The following is a 24,523-nucleotide window of genomic DNA, read 5'->3' as shown; positions in this document are numbered from 1 at the left end:
CTCAGTCGATGACCGGCGACGGTATGGGAATCGTCGCCGTCACGATGGTGCCGGACCCCGGCCGCGACCGGATGTTGAGCCTGCCGCCGACGATCTCGGCGCGCTCGGCCATCGACAACAGGCCGTAGCCGCCCATCTCGTCGCCGCCGAGCGGATTCTCGAAAGTGTCGAAACCGACTCCGTTGTCCACGATCTCGAGCCGTGCGGTATCGCCGGAATCGTCGGAGTTCACGGCGAACGTCAACCGGGCGTTGGACGCCTCGGCATGTTTGACGACGTTCTGCAGGCATTCCTGCGCGATCCGGTACAGGGCGATCTCGATGTGATCGGGAAGTCGGGTGTCGGCGAGGTCGACGTCGACGTCGACCTGCGGAATGGAGCGCGCCAGGCTGGCCAGCCCACCCGCGAGACCGAGGTCGTCGAGTACCGGCGGGCGCAGGCCGCCGATCGCGGCGCGCGCCTCACCCAGGGTGAGCGCCACCAGCTCGCGAGCCATCGCCAGTTGCTCGGCCGCCGTCGCGATGTCGTCGCGGTCGTCACTGACGGCTCTGCTCGCGGCGTCGAGCCGGTAGGACAGCGTCACCAGCCGCTGGGAGATCCCGTCATGGATGTCACCGGCGAGCCTGCGGCGCTCGATCTCCTGGGCCTCGATCACCTGCTCCACGAAGTTCTCGTGGGCGCGCTCGCGGGCGACGAGCTGGCGGTGCAGACGAGCCTGGTGCATCGCACCCGCGATCAGCTGACCGATCACCAGCAGGAGTTCCACGTCTCGCGAGGTGAACTCGCGCCGTGCCACGGTGTGCACGTTGAGCACGCCGACCAACCCGCCGGGGTCGGTCTCCATCGGCACCGAGACCATGGATGTGAAGTCAGAACCACGCAGCGACTCGAACGGCATGTACCGCGGGTCGGACTCCTTGTCGTGGATGATCACCACCGGCTCGCGATGGCTGGCCACCCAACCGGACACCCCCTGCCCCAACGGAAGCCGGATCTTTCCGACCTCGCTGTCAAACGGCGGGGTGGCGCCGGTGAGGGTGAGTGAGCGCTCGGTGTCGTCGAGCACGTGCACGAAGCACACGTCGGTCGCGGTGGCGGCGGTGATCATGCGCGCCGCGGCCTCGGCAAGCGGCTCGACGCCCGGACCACTGGAGGCCGCCTGGATCAGCTCACGCAGCAGTGCCAACTCGCGGTCGGCGTCGACCAGATCGCGGACGGCATTGGCCCTGCCGGGTGTCGCGGGCCAGCTCACTGGTAGATCCCCTCGCGAAGCGCGGTCGCCACGGCGCCCGTGCGGTCGCTGACGCCGAGCTTGCGGTAGACCGAGCGGAGATGGGTCTTGACGGTCTCGTCGCCGATCACCAGTTTGGTGGCGATGCCCTTGTTGGACAGGCCATTGACGACGCAGGACAGGATCTCGCTCTCCCGCTGCGTGAGGCCCTGCCGTGCGCCCGGCCAGAACTCGTCACGCTGCATGCGCGCCGCGGTGTCAACGGCGCGGGCGGCCATGCCGGGGTCGATCGCCCTCTCACCGCGGTGCGCGAACTCGAGCTGGCGCACCAACTCGTCGCTGCTGATGCTCTTGAGTAGGTATCCCGACGCTCCCACCCGTAGCGCCTGGAACAGGTACTGCTCGTCGTCGTAGACCGAGAGCATGACGACCTTGCGACCGGGTGCGCGGGCGCGCAGCTCGGCGCACAGGTCCAGACCGCTGGCGCCGGCCATCCGCACGTCGCACAGCACGATGTCGGGGTCGAGGTCGTCGACGACCTGTAGCGCTCGTTCGGCACCGACAGCCTGCCCGATGACCTCGACCCGGTCGCTGAAGGCAGCCAGCATGGCCTTGAGACCCTCGATGACCATCTCGTGATCGTCGACCAGCATGAGCCGGACAGGTGTGGCCGCCATTGGTTCACCTTATTCCGGTAGAGAACTGTCTAGCCCAAGACGGCAACCCCGAATGGCCACCCGAATCCCCCGAATGGGGGAGGTTGGACGGGCGTGATGTGGGCCACTCTACGGAGCATGGAGGTTGAGTGTGCGCAGCGGACGTTCTGGTGGGACTCGGGTAGGCCAGCCGATGCCGCGGTCGAGCCGCTGAGTGCGGTGATATTCGATCTCGACGGGGCGTTGGCCGACGTCGAGCGTGACGGTCAGCGCGCGGCGTTCAACGCCGCGTTCGCCGAGCACGGTCTGGATATCAGCTGGTCGGTACATGAGTACGGCCGACTGGCCCGCATCGGTGACGAACAACGACGCATCGCCTCCGCCCTTCGTAGGCGCGGTTTCGGCCGGGTCAGCACCGAGGTCGCCGCGCACGTCTACCGCACCAAGAACGAGCTGTTCGAGCGGTCGGTGCTCAGCGGCGACGTCATCCCACGCGAGGGGCTTGAGGATCTGGTGAACAGCCTGTACTTCGCGGGAACGCCCGTCGCGGTCCTCAGCACGGGCGCACGGTCCTGGGTGGTGCCGCTAGTCCGGCAGCTGCTCGGGGACGGCATCGCACAGACCGTGGTGACACCTGACGATCTCACCCGTCCCGGCCCCGAGCCGGATCTGCACGGCCACGCACTGTGGGAACTCGGGCTCGGACCAGAGGCTGCGCTGGCGGTGGCCAGCACGGCGCACGGCCTGAGGGCCGCGCGCGCCGCGAAGCTTGCGACGCTCGTGGTGACCACGGCCTACACCGCGGGTGCGGACTTCACCGGCGCCGCCGAGGTGCGCTCGGAGTACGACGGCCTGCTGGCGTCGGGCTGCGAGGGCATGCACCGCCGGTACTGGTCCGGCCGATAGTCACTTGCTGCGGAGCGCCTCGATGATGGCGCTGAAGTCCTTGTCCGCGTGGTCCTGCGCGAACCTCGCATAGATCTCGGCGGCGTGAGTGCCCAACGGTGCGGCCGAACCGGTCGACTCGACGGCGGCCATTGCCAAGCCGAGGTCCTTGTTCATCAGCGCCGTCGCGAAACCCGGCGTGAAATCATTGTTGGCAGGTGAGGTCGGCACCGGTCCCGGCACCGGACAGTTGGTGTGCACCGCCCAGCAGTTGCCGGTCGCACCGGTGATGACGTCGAACAGTGACTGCGCGGGCAGGCCGAGCTTCTCGGCGAGCACGAAGGCCTCGCCGATCGCGATCTGCTGCACCGCCAGCACCATGTTGTTGCACAGCTTGGCGGCCTGGCCCGCACCGGAGGCGCCACAGTGAATGACCTTGCCCGCCATCGGATCCAGGATGGGCTTAGCTCGCTCGACGGCGGCGTCCTCACCGCCGACCATGAAGGCGAGCGTGCCCGCGGTGGCGCCCTTGATGCCACCGGACACCGGCGCATCGAGCTGGTCGAAGCCCGCGGCATTGGCCTTGGCGTGGATCTCGCGCGCGTCGTCCACGGAGATGGTGGAGGTGTCGATGAACAGCGCGCCGGCCTTGGTGGCGGGAAGCACCTCGGCGTAGCACCGCTTGACGATGTCGCCGTTGGGAAGCGAGGTGATGACGACATCCGCATCCGAGACGGCTTCGGCGCCGCTGTCGAAGACCTGCGCGCCCTTGGCCGCCGCGGCTTCCTTGAGTTCGGCGACCGGGTCGAAGCCACGGACGGTGTGGCCGGCGGACACCAGGTTGGCGGCCATCGGGCCACCCATGTGGCCGAGTCCCAGGAATGCGATCGTGGTCATGTACTTCTCTCCTAAGACGCGCGGGCCCGGACGGACGCTGCCCGCCCGATGACCACGCGCATGATCTCGTTGGTTCCCTCGAGGATGCGGTGCACCCGCAGATCGCGGACGATCTTCTCCAGGCCGTACTCAGTGAGATAGCCGTAGCCACCGTGCAGTTGCAGCGCCTGATCGGCGACGGTGAAGCACGAGTCGGTCACGTAGCGCTTGGCCATGGCGCACAGCGTGACCTTGTCCGGATGGTCGTCATCGAGCGCGGAGGCGGCGCGCCACAACAGGTTTCGCGACGCCTCAAGTGATGTCGCCATATCGGCCAGCGTGAACCGGATGGTGGGTTCGTCGAGCAGGGTCATGCCGAACGCCTCGCGGTCGGCCAGGTAAGCCAGCGTCTTGTCGTAGGCGGCCTGCGCTCCGCCCAGCGAGCAGGCGGCGATGTTGATGCGGCCGCCGTTGAGACCCGACATCGCGATGCCGAACCCGGTGCCCTCGCCGCCGGCGCCGCCCAGCATCGCATCAGCGGGCACCCGGGCCCCCTCGAAGACCACCTGAGCGGTGGGCTGGGCGTGCCAGCCCATCTTGTCCTCGTCGGCACCGAAACTCACACCGGGCGTGTCCTTCTCGACGACGAATGCCGAGATGCCCCGGGGTCCATCACCGCCGGTGCGGGCCATCACGATGTACACGTCGGAGACACCGGCGCCGGAGATGAACTGCTTGACGCCGTCGAGAATGTAGTGCTCGCCGTCCCTGACAGCCCTGGTGCGCAACGCACCCGCGTCGGACCCCGCGCCCGGCTCGGTGAGACAGTAGCTGGCGATCAACTCCATCGACGCGAGCCGGGGTACCAGGCTCTTGCGCTGTTCGTCGGTGCCGTAGGTGTCGACCATCCACGTGCACATGTTGTGGATCGACAGAAACGCCGCGACGGTGGGATCCGCGTACGCGAGCTGTTCGAAGATCCGCACCCCGTCGAGCCGGCGCAATCCGCTGCCACCGACGTCGTCGCGGCAGTAGATGGCGGCCATGCCCAGCTCGGCGGATGATCGCAACACGTCGACCGGGAAGTGCTTGGCGGCATCCCACTCCAAAGCGTATGGTGCCAGCCGCTTCTCGGCGAACGCCGCCGCCGTCTCGGCGATGACGCGTTCGTCCTCGTCCAATCCGTGATAGTCCATGGCGCAGGACTATTTCATGGTGGGGATGGAGAACTCGGCCCCGTCCTTGATGCCCGACGGCCAACGCTGTGTGACGGTCTTGGTCTTGGTGTAGAACAGGATCGAATGGGGGCCGTGCTGGTTGAGGTCGCCGAATCCGGAGCGCTTCCAGCCGCCAAAGGTGTGGTAGGCCACAGGAACTGGGATCGGCACATTGACGCCGACCATGCCCACCTGCACGTTGGCCACGAAGTCGCGGGCGGCGTCGCCGTCGCGGGTGAAGATCGCCACGCCGTTGCCGTACTCGTGCTTGGACGGCAGGGCCAGCGCCTCGTCGTAGTCGTGCGCCCGCACGATGCACAGCACCGGGCCGAAGATCTCGTCGGTGTAGATCGACATGTCACTGGTGACGTGGTCGAACAGCGTGGGTCCGATGAAGTAGCCGCCCTGCAGGCTGGCGTCATCGAATGTCAAGTCGTCGCTGGCGCGTTCGCGGCCGTCGACCACCAGGTCGGCGCCGGCCTCGACGCCCTGGCCGATGTAGTCACGAACGCGCTCGAGCGCAGCGCCCGTGACCAGTGGGCCGTAGTCGGCCTTGGGGTCGAGGCTGTGTCCAACGCGCAGACCGTTGACGCGCTCGATGAGCTTGGCACGCAACCGATTCGCGGTCTCCTCGCCGACGGGCACCGCGACACTGATCGCCATGCAGCGCTCGCCCGCGCTGCCGTAGCCGGCGCCGATCAAGGCGTCGACCGCCTGGTCCAGGTCGGCGTCGGGCATGATGATCATGTGGTTCTTGGCGCCACCGAAGCACTGCGAGCGCTTCCCGTTGGCGGCCGCTGTGGAGTAGATGTACTGCGCGATATCGGAGCTGCCGACGAAGCCGACGGCCTGGATGTCCGGGTGGTGCAGGATCGCGTCGACGGCCTCCTTGTCGCCCTGCACGACCTGGAAGACGCCCGCGGGTAGCCCGGCCTCGATGAACAGTTCGGCCAGCCGCAACGGCACCGACGGGTCGCGCTCTGAGGGCTTGAGGATGAAGGCGTTGCCGCAGGCCAGTGCGGGCCCGGCCTTCCACAGCGGGATCATCGCGGGGAAGTTGAACGGTGTGATGCCCGCGACGACGCCGAGCGGCTGGCGCAGTGAGTAGACGTCGATGCCCGTGCCGGCGCCCTCGGTGTACTCACCCTTGAGCAGATGCGGGATGCCGATCGCGAACTCGATGACCTCGATACCGCGCTGGATGTCACCACGCGAGTCGGCGACGGTCTTGCCGTGCTCGATTGACAGCAGCTCGGCGAGCTCGTCGGTGTTGGCGTTGACGAGCTCGACGAACTTCATCAGCACGCGGGCGCGGCGCTGGGGGTTCCAGGCTGCCCATTCGCGCTGCGCGGCGACGGCGCTGGACACCGCCGTGTCGACGTCGGCGGTCGAGGCAAGTAGGACCTGCGCCTGGACCTCGCCGGTACTCGGGTTGAGGACGTCGGCCGTGCGGGTCGACGCCAGCTCGCTGCGCTTGCCGTCAATGAAGTGCGGAATCTTTGTGGTCATGACATGTCCCTAGGCCGACGATCGCTAATTACTTGGATATCCTAGTAAATGATCAGCGGCATGCGCAAGAGGTCAATAGGGGAGTTGCTTGCGAACGCAATTAATCAGAATCGTCGAGGCTGCGGGGAGATCGCGGAAACGGCCGTTTGGCCGATCTCACCGCAGTTTCGAGGTGAACGCCTGGACGTCGTCCCATGACGGCAAGAGCCCGGCGGCCTCGACGTCGGCGAGCGAGGGCGCAGCGGCGTCGCGGTCGGACAGCGTCGGCGCGGCACCGTCGACATGGGGCCAAACGATGCCCAGGGCCGGATCAGTGGCGCAGATGGTGTGTTCCCGGCCGGGGGAGTAGCCTGCCGAGCACAGGTAGGACACCGTCGAATCATCCTGCAGCGCAAGGAAACCATGCGCCAAACCCTCCGACAGGTAGATCGTCCGATGGGTTTGATCATCGAGCAGTACCGAGTCCCACCGGCCGAACGTCGGTGAGCCGACTCGGATGTCGACCACGACGTCGAAGACCGCGCCGCGAAGACACGTCACGTACTTGGCCTGGCTTGGCGGCAGTTGGGCGAAGTGCAGACCGCGCAGCACACCGGCCGATGACACCGAGACGTTGGCCTGGCGAAGGTCGAGGCGGTGTCCCGTCATCGCGGTGAACTCATCGTCGGTGAACCACTCGTAGAACGCGCCCCGCGAGTCGGCGTGCACGATGGGGGTGATCTCCCATGCGCCCGGCACCGAGAGCTCCCGGAAGGTCACTGGCCGCGCCCCGCGTAGACGGCCTCGACCGACTCCTTGAGCGGGCGCCACCACGTCTCGTTGTCGCGGTACCACTCGATGGTGGCCGCCAGGCCCGCCTCGAAGTCGACGTGCCGTGGCGTCCAACCCAATTCGTCGCGCAGCGGCGATGGGTCGATGGCGTAACGCATATCGTGGCCGACTCGGTCCGTCACCTGGTCGAAGTCATCGGGATCGCGATCCATCAGGCGCAACACTGTGCGCATCACCGTCAGGTTGTCGCGTTCCCCGTCGGCGCCGATCAGATACGTCCGGCCGATATCGCCGTCGGCGAGGATGCGCCACACCGCGCGATTGTGGTCGGTGACATGAATCCAGTCGCGGACGTTGGCGCCCGCGCCATACAGCTTGGGGCGCCTGCCCGTCAGCACGTTGGTGATCTGGCGCGGGATGAACTTCTCCACGTGCTGGTACGGCCCGTAGTTGTTCGAGCAGTTCGAGATCGTCGCCCGCACGCCGTAGGACCGCACCCAGGACCGCACCAGCAGGTCCGCGGCAGCCTTGGTCGCGGAGTAGGGGCTCGACGGGTTGTACGGGGTGGCATCGGTGAACCGCGCCGGATCATTGAGTTCCAGATCGCCGTACACCTCGTCGGTGGACACGTGATGCAGCCGTACGTCGTGGCGGCGCACCGCCTCCAGGATGGTGAACGTGCCGATGACGTTGGCGCGCAGGAACGGCTCGGGATCGGCGAGCGCGTTGTCGACGTGCGTCTCGGCCGCGAAGTGCACGACGGCGTCGGACCCGGCGATCAGCTCGTCGACCAGTCCGGCGTCGGCGATGTCCCCGTGCACCAGGCGGATGTCGTCGGCGACGGACGCCAACGACTCCCGGCTGCCGGCGTAGGTGAACGCGTCGAGAACCGTCACGTCCACATCGGGGTGCGAACGCAGCGCGTCGTGCACGAAGTTCGCGCCGATGAATCCCGCGCCACCGGTGACCAGTAATCGCATGGCCAGAACCCTAGCGTTGACATGCTCCCCGGACTGAAGCCCCGAGGATTCCCGCGTGGCGACTTACGCCGCTGGCAGGGGGCTTCCTGCTTCAACACTCATTGCCGCGACAGGTTGCGGTCTTATGTGGGCTCCACAGGCGTTTAGTCTCTCTGCCTGCCCGGCAGCGAGAATGATCATGGCGGCATTGTGGTCTCTGTCGTGGACCGCTTGACACGACGGGCACGCCCAACTGCGGATCTGCAGTGGGAGTTCGTCGAGGCGGTGCCCGCAGTCCGAGCAGGTCTTGGTCGATGCCAGCCACCTCGACACCGTGTGCACGCTGCGTCCGCAGTGGTCGGCCTTCTGGGCGATGAGCTTCACGAACTGTCCCCACCCGGCATCGCTGATGGCGCGAGCCAGTCGACGGTTACGGATCATCCCCGCGATGTTGAGGTCTTCGACGTGGATCACTTGGTTCTCGCGCACCAACGCCAAAGCCTGCTTGTGGTGATAATCCCGCCGCGCCCGGGCCACCTCATTGTGCGCGATGGCGACCTTGCGCCTGGTCTTGTCTCTGTTGGCTGATCCCTTCTGCCGCCGGGACTTCTCCCGTTCCAACCGCCGCAGTTTGCGCAGCTTGCGGCCAAGATGCCTCGGATTCGCGACCTCGATGCGTTGGCCATCGGTAGTGGCGACAGTCGCCAGCCGGGCGATACCCACATCGACCCCGGCCTCCTGGTCGGTCATCGGCAATCGCGATGGTGCCACCTCGACCACGAAGCTGGCGTAGTAATGGCCGTCGGGTTCACCAATGATCGTGACCGAGGACGGCTGCGAGGGCAGATCGCGTGACCAGCGCACCCGGACCTCGCCCACCTTGGCCACGAACAGTCGCCCATTGGCTTTGAGGCTGAATCCGTTGCGGGTCAGCCGAAACGACTGCCGGTGATCCTTTCGTGATTTGAACCGCGGCCGGTTCACCTTGCGTCCGATTCGTTTCCCGGTGACCGAGTCGAAGAAGTTGCGCCAGGCGCGACGGGAGTCGTTGACCGACTGCACCAACGCCACACTGGGTACCTCGACCAGCCAACAACGCGCCTCGGTCGTCTTGGCTGCAGTGATGACACGGCGCTGGATCTCACTGTCGGACAGCTTCACCCCACTGCGGTATGCCTCATCGCGGATCCGCAGTGCGTCGTTGTACACCACCCGCGCGCACCCGAACACCCGCGCCAGCACCAACTGCTGAGCCGGTGTCGGTTCGATGCGATACCGATAACGCATCTGCACGCCCACGACTGTAAAGGCCAGCTCCGACAACCCCGACCTATCGCCGCGCCCGCCACAGCGTTTCCCTGCTGCACACACACCTGGTGTTCGTGGCGAAGCGCCCGCGCCCAGTGTTCATCGGCGCCATTTTCAACTCTTGCGAGACCACCACGCGCGAGATCGACGGCCAAGCGCAGCCACTGTGAACGAGATGAACACGCCCCGGACCGAAGTCCGAGGCTTGCGCCCAAGGAGCGGTCAGCCCTTCAAGCCAAGCGGACCGGCGAGTTCGGTGAGCGTCGGAATCAGCTTGTCCCAACCGCCGAGCACCTGGATGGTCACGTGATCGGCGCCGGAGTCGAGGTGCTCGTGCAGCCGTGCCGCGATGGCCTCCGGTGTGCCATGCGCGACGACGGCGTCGATGAGCCTGTCGCTGCCGGGCTTGGCGATGTCGTCGTCGGTGAACCCCAACCGCTTCCAGTTGTTGAGGTAGTTACTCAGGTTCAGGTAGAAGCCGACGGCGTCTCGGCCGACGGCGCGGGCCTCCTCGGTGGCCTCCTCCGATCCGTCGGTGAGCACCACCTTGTGCTCCGGCGCCAGGTAGACGGTGTTGCCGATGATGTTGCGTGCCTGGCCGGTGTGCTCGGGGGTCGTCAGGTACGGATGAGCGCCAGCACTGCGCTGAGCGGACAGCTTGAGCACCTTGGGGCCGAGTGCTGCGAGGACGCGCCGGCTCGTCGGGACCTTGGCGGCGTCCAACGCGTCGAGGTACTCGACCAGCACGTCATAGGGCTTGCGGTACTCCTCGGTGTGCTCGGGATGGCCGATGCCGATGCCCAGCAGGAACCGGCCCGGATACGCCTTCTCGACGCGGTGATACGCCTCGGCCACCTCATCGGCCGGCGCGGTCCACACGTTGACGATCCCCGTCGCCACCTGAAGCGTCTCGGTGGCCGCCAGGATCGGCTCAACGAACGCCAAATCGCCTGCGGGGGAGCCGCCGACCCACACCGCGCCGTAGCCCAGCTTCTCGATCTCGGCGGCCTGCTCGGGCTTGGGTGCACCGAACGTCCACACCCCGAAACGTCCGAGGTCGGGCTTGAGTGCGACTGCGTCGGTCATGTTCGTCCTTCGCTTGATCAGTTGAGGCCGAGCGGCCCGGCCAGTTCGGCGAGCGTAGGAACCAGCTTGTCAGTTCCAGTCAAGACCTGCACGGGCACGTGGTCGGCGCCTGCCGCCAGGTGTTGCTTGAGCCTGGCCGCGATGGCGTCGGTGCTGCCGTAGGCGACGACCGCGTCGACCAGGGCGTCGCTGCCGGGCTTGGCGATGTCGGCGTCGGTGAACCCCAACCGCTTCCAGTTGTTCAGGTAGTTCGCCAGGTTCAGGTAGATCTCGAGTGCCTTGCGTCCGACGGCGCGTGCCTGTGCGGCGTCCGTCGTCAGGACGACCTTGTGCTCGGGGGCGATGAACGCATCGGGTCCGACCAGTTCGCGCGCCTGGGCGGTGTGCTCCGGGGTGGTCAGGTAGGGATGGGCACCCGCGCTTCGGCGTGCGGACAGTTTGAGCACCTGCGGGCCGAGGGCGGCGACGACGCGGCGGTCCTTGGGCACGCCGTACTCATCGAGCTTGTCGAGGTACTCGGTGAGGGCGTCATACGGCTTCTTGTACTCGGTGACGGCCTCGGGGTGGCCCACGCCGATGCCGAGCAGGAACCGCCCGGGGTAGGCCTTGTCGATGCGGTGAAAGGACTCGGCGATCGGACCGGCAGCGGCTGACCAGATGTTGACGATGCCCGTGGCCACCTGCAACTTCTCGGTCGGCGCGAGGAGCGGTTCGACCCAGTCCAGATCGGCAGGCGGCGAACCACCCGCCCAGATGGCGCCATAGCCGAGCGCCTCGATGTCTCGCAGTTGCTCGGGTGTCAGATTCTGAAACTGCGTGTAGTGGCCGAACACGCCGAAGGTGCCGAGGTCGGGTTTCGATGAGCGCCCGCGCGAAGAGGGGGTGGTCTGGGTCATAGTCGGGTCAACCCTGCGCGCGACCACGCCTATTCCGCGCTGGTCGCCGTCTCCGAGGGCGGCGGAGCAACCAGTGGCAGGCACACGATGAAGCGGGTGTCGCCGGGCTGGGACTGCACGGACATGGTGCCGCCGTGCTTCTCCACGACGATGCGCCAGGCCAGGTCCAGTCCGAGGCCGGTGCCCTCGCCGAACGGTTTGGTGGTGAAGAACGGCGTGAAGATGCGGTCGATGATGTCTTCGGGGATGCCGGGGCCGTCATCGCAGATCTCCACCCGGATCATCTGGTCGTTCTCGCGCGAGGTCCGCAGAGTGAGGGTGCCGTGTCCGCCCATCGCCTGGATCGCGTTGTCGATGATGTTGGTCCACACCTGGTTGAGATCGCCTGGGTAGCACTGCAGTTCGGGCAGCGTCTTGTCCAACTCCTTGACCAGGGTGACAGGTTTGCCCTTGCCCGCCATGGCGATCTTGTCGCCGAACATCATCATCGTGCTGCGCAGCAGTTCGTGGACGTCGGCGCTCTGGTAGACGCCGCGGTCCATCTGGGAGTACTGCTTTGCGCCGGCGAGAAGGGCGGAGATGCGCTTGCTGGCCTCGGCGATCTCATTCATCCGCAGTTCGGTGTCGATGGTGTACTTCAGCCACCCGACGGCGCTCTGCAGCGACGCGGTGGCGTCGACATCGTCGACCGACGCCGACACCCGCTCCAACCAGTCGATATCGAGCCCGGCCTCGACGAATGTCGGCGCGTAGTCCCACGCGCTGGCGATCCCGTGATCATCGAGCCAGTCGCCGATGGCGTCCTCGCGGTCGGACGCCTCCAGCGCGGTGAGTTCCTGGGCCTTGCTCTTGGCCACCTGTTCGGCGACCTCGTCCTGGATGGTGACGAGCACCTGCAGCGCCTCCGGCGTGAACTTGGCATTGGCCACCATCGCCAGCTTGTGCCGCATCTTGCCGATGCCCTCGCGAAGGTCGGCCACCGCACGCGCGGTGGCGGCCGCCGGATTGTTCAGCTGGTGGGTCAGCCCCGCCGTGATGGTGCCCAGTGCGAGCAGTTTCTCGCGCTGGCCGATGATCTGGCTCTGGCGCCGACCTCCGACGAGATGACCCTCGAGCAGATGCACGGCCATCGGGAACTGCGAACGCATGAAGCCCGCGAAGTGGTTCGCGTCGAGCACGAAGCAGCGCGACGGCTTGGTCAGCCGCACCGATGCCTGGTAGCTGTGCTCCTCACCCGGGATATAGGCCGACCAGGCGCCGAAGTACACGCCCCGCTGCGACGTGCGACCGGTCTGGATGTCGACGCCGCCGGAGTGCTTCGACATGATCAGTTCGCCGTCGATCATCACGTAGAAGCAGGTGGCCGGCTCGCCCTCTTGAACCAGCGGGCCCGCAGGGAACGTCTCGATATGACCGTCGCAGCACAGCATCTCGAGCTGTGCGTCCGACAGATCCTCGAACAGGAACAGGGTGCGAAGCTCAGTAGCGAGGCACTGTTCGCCCATAGTCGTGGTCCTCTCAGGTCCTACTCATGCCTCGGCCAGGTAGCGGTGCACCAACATCACTGCCATCGAGCCCTCTCCGACAGCAGCCGCCACGCGCTTGGCGGATTCCGAGCGCACATCACCTGCAACAAACACACCCGGCACACTTGTTTCCAAGTGGTGCGGCGGCCGGTCGAGAGTCCAGCCACACACGTCCTTGAGGTCGGGTCCGGACAGGATGAAGCCGTGGTCATCGCGCGCGATGCCGGCCTCCTCCAGCCAGTCGGTGCGCGGGGTCGCGCCGATGAAGCAGCACATCCGCGCGCAGTCGACCCTCTCTCGCGCGCCGGTCTGGCTGTCCTGCAGCCAGAGTCCGGTCAGGTGCCCGTCCTCACCGCAGGTGTCGACGACCTGGGTACAGGTCCGCACCTCGATGTTGGGGTTCTGCTCGATCTGCTGGATGAGGTAGTGCGACATCGACGCCTCGAGTGAGGGCCCGCGGACCAGCAGCGTGACCTTCTTCGCGGTCCGGGACATGAACATCGCGGCTTGGCCCGCCGAGTTGGCGCCGCCGACGATGTAGACGTCCTCGCCGCGGCACTCCTCGGCATCGGACACCGATGCGCCGTAGTACACGCCCTTGTCGACGAACGTGATCTCGTCGGGGTCCTCGGGATCACGCCGGCACCCCGTGATCGACAACTGCCGGTACTCGACGCCCGTCGCGAGGATCACGGCGCGCGCGCCGATGGTGCTGCGGTCCTCGAACTTGATGGTGCGCGCGGTCCCGACGTCGCCCGCCACGAGTTTGATGGCCTCACGCGTGGTGATCACCTCGGCGCCGAAGCGCTCCGCCTGCCGGCGTGCCGTGGTGGTCAGATCGGTCCCCGAGATGCCGTTCGCGAACCCCAGGTAGTTCTCGATCTTCGAACTGCGTCCGGCCTGACCGCCTGTCGTCGCACGCTCGATGAGCACGGTGTTGAGGCCTTCGGACGCGCCGTACACCGCCGCGGCCAAGCCCGCCGGACCGCCGCCGATGACCGCGAGGTCATACATCTCGAGTGACGGATTGGTGGACAGGCCGAGCAGGGCGGCCAACTCGGCGTCAGTCGGCTCGACGAGTGGCGTGCCGTCCTCGGTGATCACCACGGGTAGCCGCCGCCCGTCGAGGCCCGCGGCCTCGAGTAGTTGGCTGCCCTTGGGCTCGTCGGCCGTGAGAGCTTTGAAAGGATAGGCGTTTCTGGCGAGGAACTGGCGGACCTCCCACGACCGCGGGTTCCAGCGGTGGCCGATCACCTTCGTGTAGGGCATCGCCCGGTCGCCGACGGCGTGCCACTGTTCGAGCAGGCCGTCGATGACGGGGTAGAGCTTCTCCTCCGGCGGATCCCACGGCTTGAGCAGATAGTGGTCGAGGTCGACGACGTTGATGGCGTCGATCGCGGCATGAGTGTCGGCGTAGGCGGTCAGCAGGACCCGCTTGGCGAGCGGGAACAGGTCCATCGCCTCTTCGAGGAACTCGATACCGCTCATCTGCGGCATCCGGTAGTCGGCCACGAAGACCGCGACGGTATCGCCGCGCAGCTTGAGTTCGCGCAGCGTGGCGAGGGCATCCGCGCCAGATTCGGCGCGCAGGATGCGATAGCGCTCGCCGTAGTGGCGGCGTAGATCCCTCGCGACGGCGCGCGACACTGAGGGGTCGTCGTCGACGGTGAGGATCGCGGGTTTTCGGGGCTGGTGTGCGGGTCCAGTCATCACCGTCAAGTATGCGCTGCTCGTCCACCGGATATGCGGCCCAGCCACCGAGTTGGCTCGGTCCTAAACTCACGCTGTGGCGGATTTCGACTTCTCAGACTCTGTCCTGGTGTCCCGAACGCCGGACGAGGTGTACGCGCTGGTGTCCGATGTGACGCTGATGGGCGGCTGGAGTCCCGTCTGTAAGGCGTGCTGGTGGGAATCGGCTGACGCGGGAAGTGTCGGTGCCTGGTTCATCGGTCGCAACGAGACCGCCGAGCGGACCTGGGAGACCCGCAGCCAGGTGGTGGCCGCCGATCCCGGCCGCGAGTTCGCCTGGGAGGTCAACGGCGGCTGGGTCCGCTGGGGTTTCGTGCTCGAACCGGCAGGGGAGGCGGGCCAGAGCACCCTGCTGACGCAGGTGTGGAATTTCCTGCCGCGGGGTATCGCTGGGTTCCACGACCGGTTCGGCGAGACGGCGGAAGCGGAGATCGCGATACGCATCGACGAGGCGACGAGCGGCATTCCCCAGACCCTCGCGGCGATCAAGGCCTCGGCCGAAGCCTGAGTCCCACCGCTGCCGGTAGCGTCGGTAACGGCGATTTTGGGCGGGACCTTCAAGCGGGTAGCATGGACCAACGGTGCGGCTTCCGCGCCGACTTTCTGCGTGCATGGTCTCGGACCTTGAGTTTTCTCCCGATCCGGCTCACGTTTTTTAGTCGGATCGAGGGCTGCGCTGGAATGGGCGCAAGCGAATACGAAACCAAACGCAAGGATCGCTAGAAAGTATGGCCAAGAAAGACGGTGCCATCGAGGTCGAGGGCCGCGTGGTCGAGCCTCTGCCCAATGCGATGTTCCGCATTGAGCTGGAGAACGGACACAAGGTGCTTGCCCACATCAGCGGCAAGATGCGGCAGCACTACATCCGCATCCTGCCCGAGGACCGAGTCGTGGTGGAGCTCTCTCCATACGACCTGTCCCGGGGCCGCATCGTGTACCGATACAAGTAACCCGCGTCCGAAGCATCAACTCCGACGAGAACACTGTGACGAGCGTGCGCGCTCGTCACCGAGAGACCGAGAGCAGGATCGAACAGCCGTGAAGGTGAACCCGAGCGTCAAGCCGATCTGCGACAAGTGCAGGGTGATCCGCCGGCACGGGCGGGTCATGGTGATCTGCTCCGATCCCCGCCACAAGCAGCGGCAGGGCTAAAGCAACACGTAGCCCGAAGTACCCACAACTGAATGCAGAACTCCCAGTACCACTGAGCGGATTCGCCGCTCATCACGTCCGGCACGGAGGCCGGACCCCGCGAGGGGAACGGACTGGGACAAGACCTCCGCAAAGAGAAGGAAACACTGCCTGATGGCACGTCTCATGGGCGTTGACCTCCCGCGCGACAAGCGCATGGAGATCGCGCTGACCTATATCTACGGCATTGGCCGTACCCGCTCCCAGGAAATCCTGGCCGGCACCGGCATCGACCGGGACCTGCGCACCAAGGACCTGACCGACGATCAGGTCACGCAGCTGCGTGACTACATCGAGGGCAACCTCAAGGTGGAGGGTGATCTGCGCCGCGAGGTGCAGGCCGACATCCGCCGCAAGATCGAGATCGGCTGCTACCAGGGCCTGCGGCACCGTCGCGGCCTGCCGGTGCGTGGCCAGCGGACCAAGACCAACGCGCGCACCCGCAAGGGTCCGAAGCGGACTATCGCCGGCAAGAAGAAGGCCAGGTAACCCCCGATGGCAACAGCGAAGAAGTCAGGGTCTGCCCCCAAGAAGGGGCAGAAGACCCGCAAGCGGGAAAAGAAGAACGTCCCGCACGGCGCCGCTCACATCAAGAGCACGTTCAACAACACGATCGTGTCGATCACCGATCCGCAGGGCAACGTCATTGCCTGGGCGTCATCGGGCCACGTGGGCTTCAAGGGCTCGCGTAAGTCGACACCGTTCGCCGCTCAGCTTGCCGCCGAGAACGCTGCCCGCAAGGCGCAGGAGCACGGTGTCAAGAAGGTCGACGTGTTCGTGAAGGGCCCGGGTTCGGGCCGCGAGACCGCCATCCGCTCACTGCAGGCCGCAGGCCTCGAAGTCGGCGCGATCTCCGATGTCACCCCGCAGCCCCACAACGGCTGCCGCCCGCCCAAGCGGCGCCGGGTCTAGGGAAGAGGAACTAACAAATGGCTCGTTATACCGGACCCGCAACCCGCAAGTCGCGTCGCCTCGGCGTCGACCTCGTCGGTGGCGATCAGTCGTTCGAAAAGCGCCCCTACCCGCCCGGCCAGCACGGTCGCGCGCGGATCAAGGAGAGCGAATACCGTCTGCAGCTGCAGGAGAAGCAGAAGGCTCGCTTCTCGTACGGCGTGATGGAGAAGCAGTTCCGTCGCTACTACGAAGAGGCCAACCGCCTGCCGGGCAAGACGGGTGACAACCTGCTCCGCATCCTGGAGAGCCGGCTGGACAATGTCGTGTACCGCGCCGGGCTCGCCCGCACGCGTCGCATGGCCCGCCAGCTGGTCAGCCACGGCCACTTCACCGTCAACGGCGTGAAGGTCGACATCCCCAGCTACCGCGTGTCGCAGTACGACATCATCGACATCAAGGAACGGTCGATCAACACGTTGCCGTTCGAGATCGCTCGGGCCAACGCTGGTGATCGGCCGATCCCGGGCTGGCTGCAGGTCGTCGGCGAGCGTCAGCGCATCCTCGTGCACCAGCTGCCCGAGCGCGCGCAGATCGACATCCCGCTCACCGAGCAGCTGATCGTCGAGCTTTACTCGAAGTAAATGCTTTTCGGCCATCAGGCCGGAGAGTAACCAGACGGCATCAAATAGCGGGTGCCGAGAAGGAGAAGAAACACCATGCTGATCTCACAGCGCCCCACACTCTCCGAGGAGAGCCTCGCCGAGAACCGCTCCAAGTTCGTCATCGAGCCTCTGGAGCCCGGATTCGGCTACACCCTTGGCAACTCGCTTCGGCGGACGCTGCTGTCGTCCATCCCGGGCGCGGCGGTCACCAGCATCCGCATCGACGGTGTGCTGCATGAGTTCACCACCGTCAATGGCGTGAAGGAAGATGTCACCGACATCATCCTGAACCTCAAGGGCCTGGTCGTGTCCTCGGAGGAGGACGAGCCGGTCACCATGTACCTGCGCAAGCAGGGCCCGGGTGCCGTCACCGCCGGTGACATCGTGCCGCCGGCCGGTGTGTCGGTGCACAACCCGGATATGCACATCGCGACCCTGAACGACAAGGGCAAGCTCGAGGTCGAGCTCCAGGTCGAGCGTGGCCGCGGTTACGTGCCTGCCGTGCAGAACAAGGTGTCGGGTGCCGAGATCGGCCGCATCCCGGTCGATTCGATCTACTCGCCCGTGCTCAAGGTGACCTACAAGGTGGAGGCCACCCGCGTCGAGCAGCGCACCGACTTCGACAAGTTGATCCTCGACGTCGAGACCAAGAACTCGATCACCCCGCGTGACGCACTGGCCTCGGCCGGTAAGACGCTGGTTGAGCTGTTCGGTCTGGCACGGGAGCTCAACGTCGAGGCCGAGGGCATCGAGATCGGGCCGTCGCCGGCCGAGGCCGACCACATCGCCAGCTTCGCGCTGCCGATCGACGATCTCGAGCTGACGGTCCGGTCGTACAACTGCCTCAAGCGTGAGGGTGTGCACACGGTCGGCGAGCTGGTCTCGCGGACCGAGTCCGACCTGCTGGACATCCGTAACTTCGGCCAGAAGTCCATTGACGAGGTCAAGATCAAGCTGCATCAGCTGGGTCTCTCGCTCAAGGACAGCCCGGCCACGTTCGACCCGTCCGAGGTCGCAGGCTACGACGTCGCCACTGGCACCTGGAACAGCGACGCCAGCTACGACCTGGACGACACCCAGGACTACGCCGAAACCGAACAGCTCTAACAGGGCACATTCCCACCCAGCTTCGCCCGCCCGATCCGTCCCGGTCCTACCTGATACGGGGACCGGCCCCAATTAGGAGAAGTCGCAATGCCCAAGCCCACTAAGGGTCCTCGCCTCGGCGGGTCGTCCTCGCACCAGAAGGCGCTCCTGGCCAACCTGGCCACGTCGCTCTTCGAGCACGGCCGCATCAAGACGACCGAGCCCAAGGCGCGGGCGCTGCGGCCCTACGCGGAGAAGCTCATCACCCATGCCAAGAAGGGCACGCTGCACAACCGGCGTGAGGTGATGAAGAAGATCCGCGACAAGGACGTCGTGCACGTGCTGTTCGCTGAGATCGGCCCGTTCTTCGCCGATCGCGAGGGCGGCTACACCCGCATCATCAAGGTGGAGGCACGTAAGGGCGATAACGCCCCCATGGCCGTCATCGAGCTGGTTCGGGAGAAGACCGTGACCTCTGAGGCCGACCGCGCGCGCCGCGTCGGTTCGCCGGCCGCCCCGGTCGCTGAGACCGAGACTGTCGCCGAGGTTGAGGCCGAGGACGCCGCGATCGAGGAAGGCCAGGCTGCAGAAGCCGCCGAGGCTGAGGTCGAGGAGGCTGCCGCTGAGGCCGCCGACGAGACCCCCGCCGACGAGGACAAGGCCGACGACGCCAAGTAATCACGCAATGAACGAGCCCGCCATCGACTCCGGTGGCGGGCTCGTTTCTTTGTCCTCCTCACGTCCGGTAGTTCGCCTGCGCCTCGATATCGCCTACGACGGAACGGATTTCGCAGGCTGGGCGACGCAGACCGGTCAGCGCACTGTCGCGGGTGTCCTCGATGACGCTCTCTCGACGGTGTTCCGCACGCCGGTGGTGACCCGCGCGGCGGGACGCACCGACACCGGGGTGCACGCCACGGGTCAGGTGGCCCACATCGACGTTCCGGTCGACTCCGTGCCGCACGCCTACCCACGCACACGCCGGGAGGGTGACGCCGAGTTCCTGCCGTTGGTGCGGCGGTTGGCAAAGCTGTTGACCGAGGATGTGCGGGTGCGTGACATCGCGCGGGCGCCCGCTGGTTTCGATGCACGGTTCTCCGCGCTGCGGCGGCACTACGAGTATCGGCTGTCCACAGCGCCGTACGGGGTGGAGCCGGCGGACGCTCGCTTCGTCGTGCCGTGGCCGCGTCCACTCGACCTCGACGCGATGCGCACCGCCTCGGCGGAACTGTTGGGCCTCAATGACTTCGCGGCGTTCTGCCGTCCCCGGGAGGGGGCGACGACCATCCGCGAACTGCAACGCCTGGAGTGGTCGCGCGAGGGCGATCAGATCCTGGCCCGCGTCACCGCCGACGCGTTCTGCTGGTCGATGGTCCGCTCACTCGTCGGTGCGCTGCTGGCCGTTGGGGAGGGCCGACTCGAGCCGGCCTGGTGCGCTGCGCTGTTGGCGGAGACGAGCCGCTCGAGTGCGTTCGCAGTGGCCCCGGCGCGAGGACTGACGTTGGTGGCGGTCGACTACCCGCCCGACGACGAACTCGCGGCGCGCATCGATGTCACGCGGGACGTGCGGAAGCGCTAGATCCGGCCTGCGGTGAAGTCGACGGCACTGCCGATGCCACCGCCGATGAGGTAGGCGATCTGCAGGTGGGACAACGCCATTGGGCCGCCTGAGCAGATGGGATCGCCCGGATTGCAGACGTCGATCGACTTGGCGTCGTACGCGGGGCCAGGTCCCAACGGGATGTTGAGCAGCCTGCTGGCGTTGCCGAAGAGGACGACAGCGGCGATGTGCTGATCGGCGCCGGGCGGGACGGTGTTGTTGAGCGCATCGTTGGTGACCGCAGCACCCAGCGAGTACCCGCCGACGACGATCTTGGTCTCCGGGCAGTTCGCGATGATCGAGTTGATCTGAGCCGTCATATCGGTCACCCCGGGCGCGACGTCCTGATGGGCCGGATAGTTGACCGGGGACGCCGCGATATCGCGGCCCGTCTTGTCGCGCAACTGTGCGACGAAGGCCTCACCGACCCCGCCGAGGCCTGCGGGCTCATCGGTTCCGCGTGCGAACACGACGTTGACGTCGGGGCACGGCGCCGCCGCCGCGGTGGGCAGCGGGGCGACAGCCAGACCGACCGCGAGCACGGCGGCCGCAGCTAATCTCGAATTCACCACACCGATGGTATCTGGCGCTACTGGCAAAGCGTTACACCGTGCGTGGAGTGGAGATTAGACCCGGCCCGCCACGAAATCTGCGGCCTGGTTGACCATCCCGGCGTCGATATAGGCCCTGGCCGCGTGATCGGACCAGTTGTCCTTCCACGTGTTCGGGTCGGCGGGGCTGCAGATGGGGTCCGCGCCGTGGCACATCTCGATGGTGCGTTCGCGGTAGGCCGGGTTGAACGCGCCGATGGGCCCCGCCCACGCGCTGCCGTTGCCGAACAGTGCGACGGCCGCGATGTGGGGATCCATGTTGGGAGGCAGCGGCTGGTTGAAGCCGAAGAACTGGAACGGCACGGCCAGAACGACATCCGTCACCGCAGCGCCCAGCGAGTACCCGCCGAGCACGATCCGCGTGTCGGGGCAGTTCGCCGCCGTGGCTTGGATGCGCCGGCTCATATCGTTGGCGCCCACGTCGATCTCATTGTCGGCGGGGTACTGGACCGAGTACAGGTTGACGTTCTTGCCCGTCTTGGACCGCAGGGCGCTGACGAAGTTGTTGCCGATGATTCCGGCTCCGGCGGGCTCGGTGCGGCCGCGGGCGAAGATCACCTCGATCGCGGGGCACGCGGCCGATGCCGTGGGGACAGTGTGGCCCGCGATGGTGGGAGCGATGAGGAGGGTGCCCGCGGTGAGGGCGACGATCATGGGAGCGATGACGTAGCGACGGATCACGAAACCGACTCTAACCGAGGGTTTTGACGATGTGGTTACTGTTTCTTTGCTCACAGCTACAGCAGGCCGGCGACGAAGTTTGCTGCCTGGTCTGTGGGTCCGCCGGCATATGCCTTGTGCGCCGGGACGCTCTCACCGTCGGTCTGGCAGATCGGGTCACCGAAGTTGCAGAGGTCGATTGAGCGCGCACCCCAGACCGGGCTGGTGGTCATGGGCAGGCCCAGCTTGGCCGACGGGTTGCCGAACACGGCGATCGCGGCAACGAAGTCAGGCGTGTTGGGCGGCAGCGGATTGGTGAACCCGATCGCCGGGATGGGCACGGCGCCGATGACGTCGATCACCGCGGCGCCCTGTGAGTAGCCGCCCAGCACCAGTCGGGTATTGGGGCAGGCGCCCATCATGTACTGAATGTGCGCGCTGGCGTCGTTGGCGCCGTTGGCGGCGGCCAGGAAGTCGTAGCTGGCCGGATAGTTCACCGCGTAGGCGCCGACCGAACGGCCGCCGACCTTGCCGCGCAGGTCGTCAACGAACGATCCGCCGACCAGACCCAGGCCCGGCGCCTCGCTCGTTCCGCGGGCGAACACCACCTCGATGTCGGGGCAGTCATCGGCCGAGGCGGTGCCAACGCCACCGACGGGTGACGGCGCGACCACGGGTGCGATGACGGCTGCGGCAGCGGTCAGAGAGGCGGCGGCGACAGCGAGAAGCGAACGTCGAACAAGATCAAGGGGCACGCCACATGATAACGCGTAAACAGACTAAATAAGTCTGGCTACGAAGTTAGCCGCCTGAGCTGCCTGGCCGCCGTCGACGTAGTCGCTGTGCGCGAACGGGTTGCGCCCGCGTGAGCAGATCGGGTCACCGTCCTTGCAGAGATCGATGGCTCGACCGCCGAAGATCGAGCTGGTGATCGGAATGCTGAACTTGGCCGACGGGTTGCCGAACACCGCGACCGCGGCGATATTGCCGTCGAGGCTCGCAGGCAGCGGGGGAGCAGAACCGACGTCGCCGATCTTGTTCCCGAGGGGCGGAATGCCAGCCAGCATGTCGACCACGGCCGCGCCCTGCGAGTACCCGCCGAGCACGATGCGGGTGTTCGGGCAGGTCGTTGCCAGCTGCGAGATACGGGCCGTCGCGTCGTTCGCGCCGTCAGCGGCGGCCAGGAAGTCGTAAGTGGCCGGGTAGTTGACGCCGTAGGTGCTCACTGTGCGGTCGCCGAGCTGGGGACGCAGTGCATCAACCATCGCCTGGCCCACACGACCGATGCCGGGGGGCTCACTGGTGCCGCGCGCGAAGATCACCTCGACATCGGAGCAGCCGGGTTCGGCGGTCGCGGGCGCGGCGGTGAGGATCGCTGCGGCCGCCGCGACGGCCGAGACAAGCGCGGCCAGCTTGGCGGACGTTTTGAGCATGGTCACGCCCGCCATCTTCACATACCGCCTTCAGCTACGAGGAACCGTTCGCTCGATGTCGACGGGCTGCGCCGGGGTCTCCGGCCAGGTGGCCTGCGCGATCTTCTCCGAGCGATCACCCTGGCGGGCCAGCACGAGCCCGACCAGGACCACCGCGCCGCCGACCGCCTGGGTCACCGAGATGGCCTCGCCGAGAAGTGCCCACGCGGCGATGACGGCGAAGAGCACCTCGGCCAAGCCGACGAGCGAGGCGAAGCGCGGCCGTAGCCGAGCGATGCCCATGATGCCCAGCGTGTAGGCGATCGCTGTCGGAATCAGCGCCAGCAGGATCACCGGAACCAGCCATGACGTGGTGTGGCCCGCGATGACGGTGTCGTTGGCGGTGAAGGTCATCGGCATGATGCGGGAGGCCCCCAACAGCGCGACGGCCACCGCGCCGACGATCAGACCGCCGGTGGCGAGCGAGATGGGGTGTAACCCGGTGCCGTCGTCGGCAACCCTGTCCGACATCAGGAAGTAGCACGCCGCGCAGATGGCGGCGGCCAAACCCCAGGTGACGCCGACGACGTTGACGTGGGCGCCGGCGAACACGTCAAGGACCAGCATGATTCCGGCGATCGCGAGTACGACACCGCCCAGGACGAGATTGCTGGGCCGGCGCCGGGTGGTCGCCCACAGCCAGCCGACGACCAGCAGCGGCGCGGTGTACTCCAGCAGCAGGGCCACGCCGACCGACAGATGCGAGACGGCGTTGTAGTAGCAGAGCTGTGCGCCGGCGATCGGGATGATGCCGTAGGCGATCACGGTCTTGTAGTGCCGCGTTGCCTCGCGGGCCCAGCCCGGCCTCGCGATGCTCGCGAACACGGCAATGGCGAGGGCGCCGCCGGCGAGGCGGGCGGTCACGGCAGCGGTTGGTGACCAGCCGGCCTCCATGAGGGACTTGCCCAGCGGGCCCGCCATGCCGAATGCGAGCGCAGAGCCGATCGCCAACAGGAGGCCGGCCCGGAAGTGATCGACGTTGGGTGTCGAGTCGAGACGTGTCGCGGACACGGGGCACCTCCCGCGCTGTAATGAGTAAAGTGGATGTTGGTCCTGACACTATTCGCGCAAGGGGTCATGAGTCAAATGATTTTCAGTCATGACACCGAGCTGACGCTGCGCGCTGCGTGCGTGCTGATCAACTCCGATCGCGTCGAAGGGGAACAGCTCGGCGATATGTCCTCGCTAGATGAGTACCTGGATGGCTTCGGCTGGACGGGGCGCCGAGACAGGGACGCCGCAGAACTGGAGTCCGTGCGCCGGCTCCGGGAGCGGCTCGGCACGATCTGGGCCGTCGCCGGCGACGAGGAGCGCACGGTGGGGCAGGTCAATGCGCTGCTGAGCGACACCCGCGCCTCACCGTGGCTGACTCGTCACGTCGAGATGCCGGAGTGGCATCTGCACCTGGCGTCCATTCACGATCCGCTCTGGCAGCGCATGGGGGCCGAGATGGCGATGGCGCTGGCCGATCTGATCCGAGTGGGCGAACTGCGCCGCCTCAAGGCGTGCGCGGCACCGGATTGCGAGGCCGTGCTGGTTGACCTGTCGCGCAATCGCTCACGGATGTTCTGCGACACCGGCAACTGCGGCAACCGCCAGCACGTCGCGGCCTACCGCGAGCGCCACGCCAAGTCCTAGAAGAAATTGCCGCCGTCGCGGGGGTGGCGAGCCGGTTAGG

28 protein-coding genes are annotated in these 24,523 nt (G+C 66.6%); 11 read left to right on the top strand and 17 right to left on the bottom strand.

Annotation, left to right across the window (positions count from 1 at the left end):
• Position 1: 1 nt before the first annotated feature.
• Together ACZY0X_RS00890 and ACZY0X_RS00885 are read right to left on the bottom strand one after the other, a co-directional pair.
• Complete coding sequence (locus ACZY0X_RS00890; RefSeq protein WP_463767733.1) at positions 2 to 1,252, bottom strand: GAF domain-containing sensor histidine kinase; 1,251 nt, start codon at positions 1,250 to 1,252, stop codon at positions 2 to 4.
• On the bottom strand, positions 1,249 to 1,908 hold the full coding sequence (locus tag ACZY0X_RS00885; RefSeq protein WP_463767732.1) for a response regulator: 660 nt from the start codon (positions 1,906 to 1,908) through the stop codon (positions 1,249 to 1,251). The genes ACZY0X_RS00890 and ACZY0X_RS00885 overlap by 4 nt, the downstream gene beginning before the upstream one ends.
• A 117-nt stretch (positions 1,909 to 2,025) precedes the next feature.
• Here ACZY0X_RS00885 and ACZY0X_RS00880 point away from each other — a divergent pair, with 117 nt between their 5' ends.
• Entirely contained in the window at positions 2,026 to 2,793 is a 768-nt protein-coding gene (locus tag ACZY0X_RS00880) for an HAD family hydrolase (protein ID WP_463767731.1), read from the top strand.
• Here the strand turns inward: ACZY0X_RS00880 and mmsB are convergent, their stop codons facing one another.
• From mmsB to ACZY0X_RS00830, 10 genes are all read right to left on the bottom strand, one after another.
• Positions 2,794 to 3,669: a 3-hydroxyisobutyrate dehydrogenase gene (gene mmsB, locus ACZY0X_RS00875; protein ID WP_463767730.1), complete on the bottom strand. Its 876-nt coding sequence runs from the start codon at positions 3,667 to 3,669 to the stop codon at positions 2,794 to 2,796.
• An 11-nt stretch (positions 3,670 to 3,680) separates the two neighbouring features.
• Positions 3,681 to 4,844: an acyl-CoA dehydrogenase family protein gene (locus ACZY0X_RS00870; RefSeq protein WP_463767729.1), complete on the bottom strand. Its 1,164-nt coding sequence runs from the start codon at positions 4,842 to 4,844 to the stop codon at positions 3,681 to 3,683.
• A gap of 9 nt (positions 4,845 to 4,853) precedes the next feature.
• Entirely contained in the window at positions 4,854 to 6,374 is a 1,521-nt protein-coding gene (locus ACZY0X_RS00865) for a CoA-acylating methylmalonate-semialdehyde dehydrogenase (RefSeq protein ID WP_463767728.1), read from the bottom strand.
• Between the two features lie 156 nt (positions 6,375 to 6,530).
• Complete coding sequence (gene rfbC / locus ACZY0X_RS00860) at positions 6,531 to 7,133, bottom strand: dTDP-4-dehydrorhamnose 3,5-epimerase (protein ID WP_463767727.1); 603 nt, start codon at positions 7,131 to 7,133, stop codon at positions 6,531 to 6,533.
• Positions 7,130 to 8,125, bottom strand: coding sequence for a dTDP-glucose 4,6-dehydratase (gene rfbB / locus ACZY0X_RS00855; protein WP_463767725.1), 996 nt, complete (start codon positions 8,123 to 8,125; stop codon positions 7,130 to 7,132). Before rfbB ends, rfbC begins: the two co-directional genes overlap by 4 nt.
• Before the next feature lie 63 nt (positions 8,126 to 8,188).
• The gene (locus tag ACZY0X_RS00850; RefSeq protein ID WP_463768719.1) at positions 8,189 to 9,391 is read right to left on the bottom strand and encodes an RNA-guided endonuclease InsQ/TnpB family protein; all 1,203 of its coding nucleotides are present in this window, start codon (positions 9,389 to 9,391) and stop codon (positions 8,189 to 8,191) included.
• A gap of 243 nt (positions 9,392 to 9,634) precedes the next feature.
• Positions 9,635 to 10,498 (bottom strand): LLM class F420-dependent oxidoreductase, encoded by an 864-nt coding sequence (locus ACZY0X_RS00845; protein ID WP_463767724.1) that lies wholly within the window; start codon positions 10,496 to 10,498, stop codon positions 9,635 to 9,637.
• A 17-nt stretch (positions 10,499 to 10,515) separates the two neighbouring features.
• The gene (locus ACZY0X_RS00840) at positions 10,516 to 11,394 is read right to left on the bottom strand and encodes an LLM class F420-dependent oxidoreductase (RefSeq protein WP_463767723.1); all 879 of its coding nucleotides are present in this window, start codon (positions 11,392 to 11,394) and stop codon (positions 10,516 to 10,518) included.
• 29 nt (positions 11,395 to 11,423) lie between these two features.
• Complete coding sequence (locus ACZY0X_RS00835) at positions 11,424 to 12,899, bottom strand: ATP-binding protein (protein WP_463767722.1); 1,476 nt, start codon at positions 12,897 to 12,899, stop codon at positions 11,424 to 11,426.
• Positions 12,900 to 12,923: 24 nt separating this feature from the next.
• The gene (locus tag ACZY0X_RS00830) at positions 12,924 to 14,630 is read right to left on the bottom strand and encodes an NAD(P)/FAD-dependent oxidoreductase (protein ID WP_463767721.1); all 1,707 of its coding nucleotides are present in this window, start codon (positions 14,628 to 14,630) and stop codon (positions 12,924 to 12,926) included.
• A gap of 76 nt (positions 14,631 to 14,706) precedes the next feature.
• On the opposite strand from ACZY0X_RS00830, the gene ACZY0X_RS00825 reads away from it, so the two are divergent.
• The 9 genes from ACZY0X_RS00825 to truA all read left to right on the top strand — a co-directional run bounded on the left by ACZY0X_RS00825 (position 14,707) and on the right by truA (position 20,081).
• Entirely contained in the window at positions 14,707 to 15,177 is a 471-nt protein-coding gene (locus ACZY0X_RS00825) for an SRPBCC family protein (protein ID WP_463767720.1), read from the top strand.
• Positions 15,178 to 15,397: 220 nt separating this feature from the next.
• Positions 15,398 to 15,619 carry a translation initiation factor IF-1 gene (gene infA / locus ACZY0X_RS00820; protein ID WP_003418601.1) on the top strand — a complete coding sequence of 74 codons (222 nt, stop codon included), beginning with the start codon at positions 15,398 to 15,400 and terminating at the stop codon, positions 15,617 to 15,619.
• Between the two features lie 88 nt (positions 15,620 to 15,707).
• Complete coding sequence (gene rpmJ, locus ACZY0X_RS00815; RefSeq protein WP_003879483.1) at positions 15,708 to 15,821, top strand: 50S ribosomal protein L36; 114 nt, start codon at positions 15,708 to 15,710, stop codon at positions 15,819 to 15,821.
• Between the two features lie 153 nt (positions 15,822 to 15,974).
• On the top strand, positions 15,975 to 16,349 hold the full coding sequence (gene rpsM / locus ACZY0X_RS00810; RefSeq protein ID WP_047331955.1) for a 30S ribosomal protein S13: 375 nt from the start codon (positions 15,975 to 15,977) through the stop codon (positions 16,347 to 16,349).
• A gap of 6 nt (positions 16,350 to 16,355) precedes the next feature.
• Positions 16,356 to 16,772 (top strand): 30S ribosomal protein S11, encoded by a 417-nt coding sequence (gene rpsK / locus ACZY0X_RS00805; protein WP_241400737.1) that lies wholly within the window; start codon positions 16,356 to 16,358, stop codon positions 16,770 to 16,772.
• 17 nt (positions 16,773 to 16,789) lie between these two features.
• A complete protein-coding gene (gene rpsD, locus ACZY0X_RS00800; RefSeq protein ID WP_463767719.1) occupies positions 16,790 to 17,395 on the top strand; it encodes a 30S ribosomal protein S4 in 606 nt (201 codons plus the stop codon).
• 75 nt (positions 17,396 to 17,470) lie between these two features.
• Positions 17,471 to 18,523: a DNA-directed RNA polymerase subunit alpha gene (locus ACZY0X_RS00795; protein WP_241400735.1), complete on the top strand. Its 1,053-nt coding sequence runs from the start codon at positions 17,471 to 17,473 to the stop codon at positions 18,521 to 18,523.
• Between the two features lie 87 nt (positions 18,524 to 18,610).
• The gene (gene rplQ / locus ACZY0X_RS00790; RefSeq protein ID WP_463767718.1) at positions 18,611 to 19,180 is read left to right on the top strand and encodes a 50S ribosomal protein L17; all 570 of its coding nucleotides are present in this window, start codon (positions 18,611 to 18,613) and stop codon (positions 19,178 to 19,180) included.
• Positions 19,181 to 19,187: 7 nt separating this feature from the next.
• A complete protein-coding gene (truA, locus tag ACZY0X_RS00785) occupies positions 19,188 to 20,081 on the top strand; it encodes a tRNA pseudouridine(38-40) synthase TruA (RefSeq protein WP_463767717.1) in 894 nt (297 codons plus the stop codon).
• Here truA and ACZY0X_RS00780 read toward each other — a convergent pair.
• The 5 genes from ACZY0X_RS00780 to ACZY0X_RS00760 all read right to left on the bottom strand — a co-directional run bounded on the left by ACZY0X_RS00780 (position 20,078) and on the right by ACZY0X_RS00760 (position 23,856).
• Complete coding sequence (locus ACZY0X_RS00780; RefSeq protein ID WP_463767716.1) at positions 20,078 to 20,671, bottom strand: cutinase family protein; 594 nt, start codon at positions 20,669 to 20,671, stop codon at positions 20,078 to 20,080. The genes truA and ACZY0X_RS00780 overlap by 4 nt on opposite strands.
• A gap of 57 nt (positions 20,672 to 20,728) precedes the next feature.
• On the bottom strand, positions 20,729 to 21,367 hold the full coding sequence (locus tag ACZY0X_RS00775; protein ID WP_463768718.1) for a cutinase family protein: 639 nt from the start codon (positions 21,365 to 21,367) through the stop codon (positions 20,729 to 20,731).
• An 83-nt stretch (positions 21,368 to 21,450) separates the two neighbouring features.
• A complete protein-coding gene (locus tag ACZY0X_RS00770; RefSeq protein ID WP_463767715.1) occupies positions 21,451 to 22,128 on the bottom strand; it encodes a cutinase family protein in 678 nt (225 codons plus the stop codon).
• Positions 22,129 to 22,152: 24 nt separating this feature from the next.
• The gene (locus ACZY0X_RS00765; protein ID WP_463767714.1) at positions 22,153 to 22,821 is read right to left on the bottom strand and encodes a cutinase family protein; all 669 of its coding nucleotides are present in this window, start codon (positions 22,819 to 22,821) and stop codon (positions 22,153 to 22,155) included.
• Positions 22,822 to 22,836: 15 nt separating this feature from the next.
• On the bottom strand, positions 22,837 to 23,856 hold the full coding sequence (locus ACZY0X_RS00760; RefSeq protein ID WP_463767712.1) for an EamA family transporter: 1,020 nt from the start codon (positions 23,854 to 23,856) through the stop codon (positions 22,837 to 22,839).
• A 75-nt stretch (positions 23,857 to 23,931) separates the two neighbouring features.
• Between ACZY0X_RS00760 and ACZY0X_RS00755 the strand changes: the two genes are divergently transcribed.
• Positions 23,932 to 24,483: a CGNR zinc finger domain-containing protein gene (locus ACZY0X_RS00755; RefSeq protein ID WP_463768717.1), complete on the top strand. Its 552-nt coding sequence runs from the start codon at positions 23,932 to 23,934 to the stop codon at positions 24,481 to 24,483.
• Positions 24,484 to 24,523: the final 40 nt, after the last annotated feature.

The organism is Mycobacterium sp. IDUB_39 (assembly GCF_055419205.1).
This window is presented reverse-complemented; position numbering and strand designations above follow the sequence as displayed.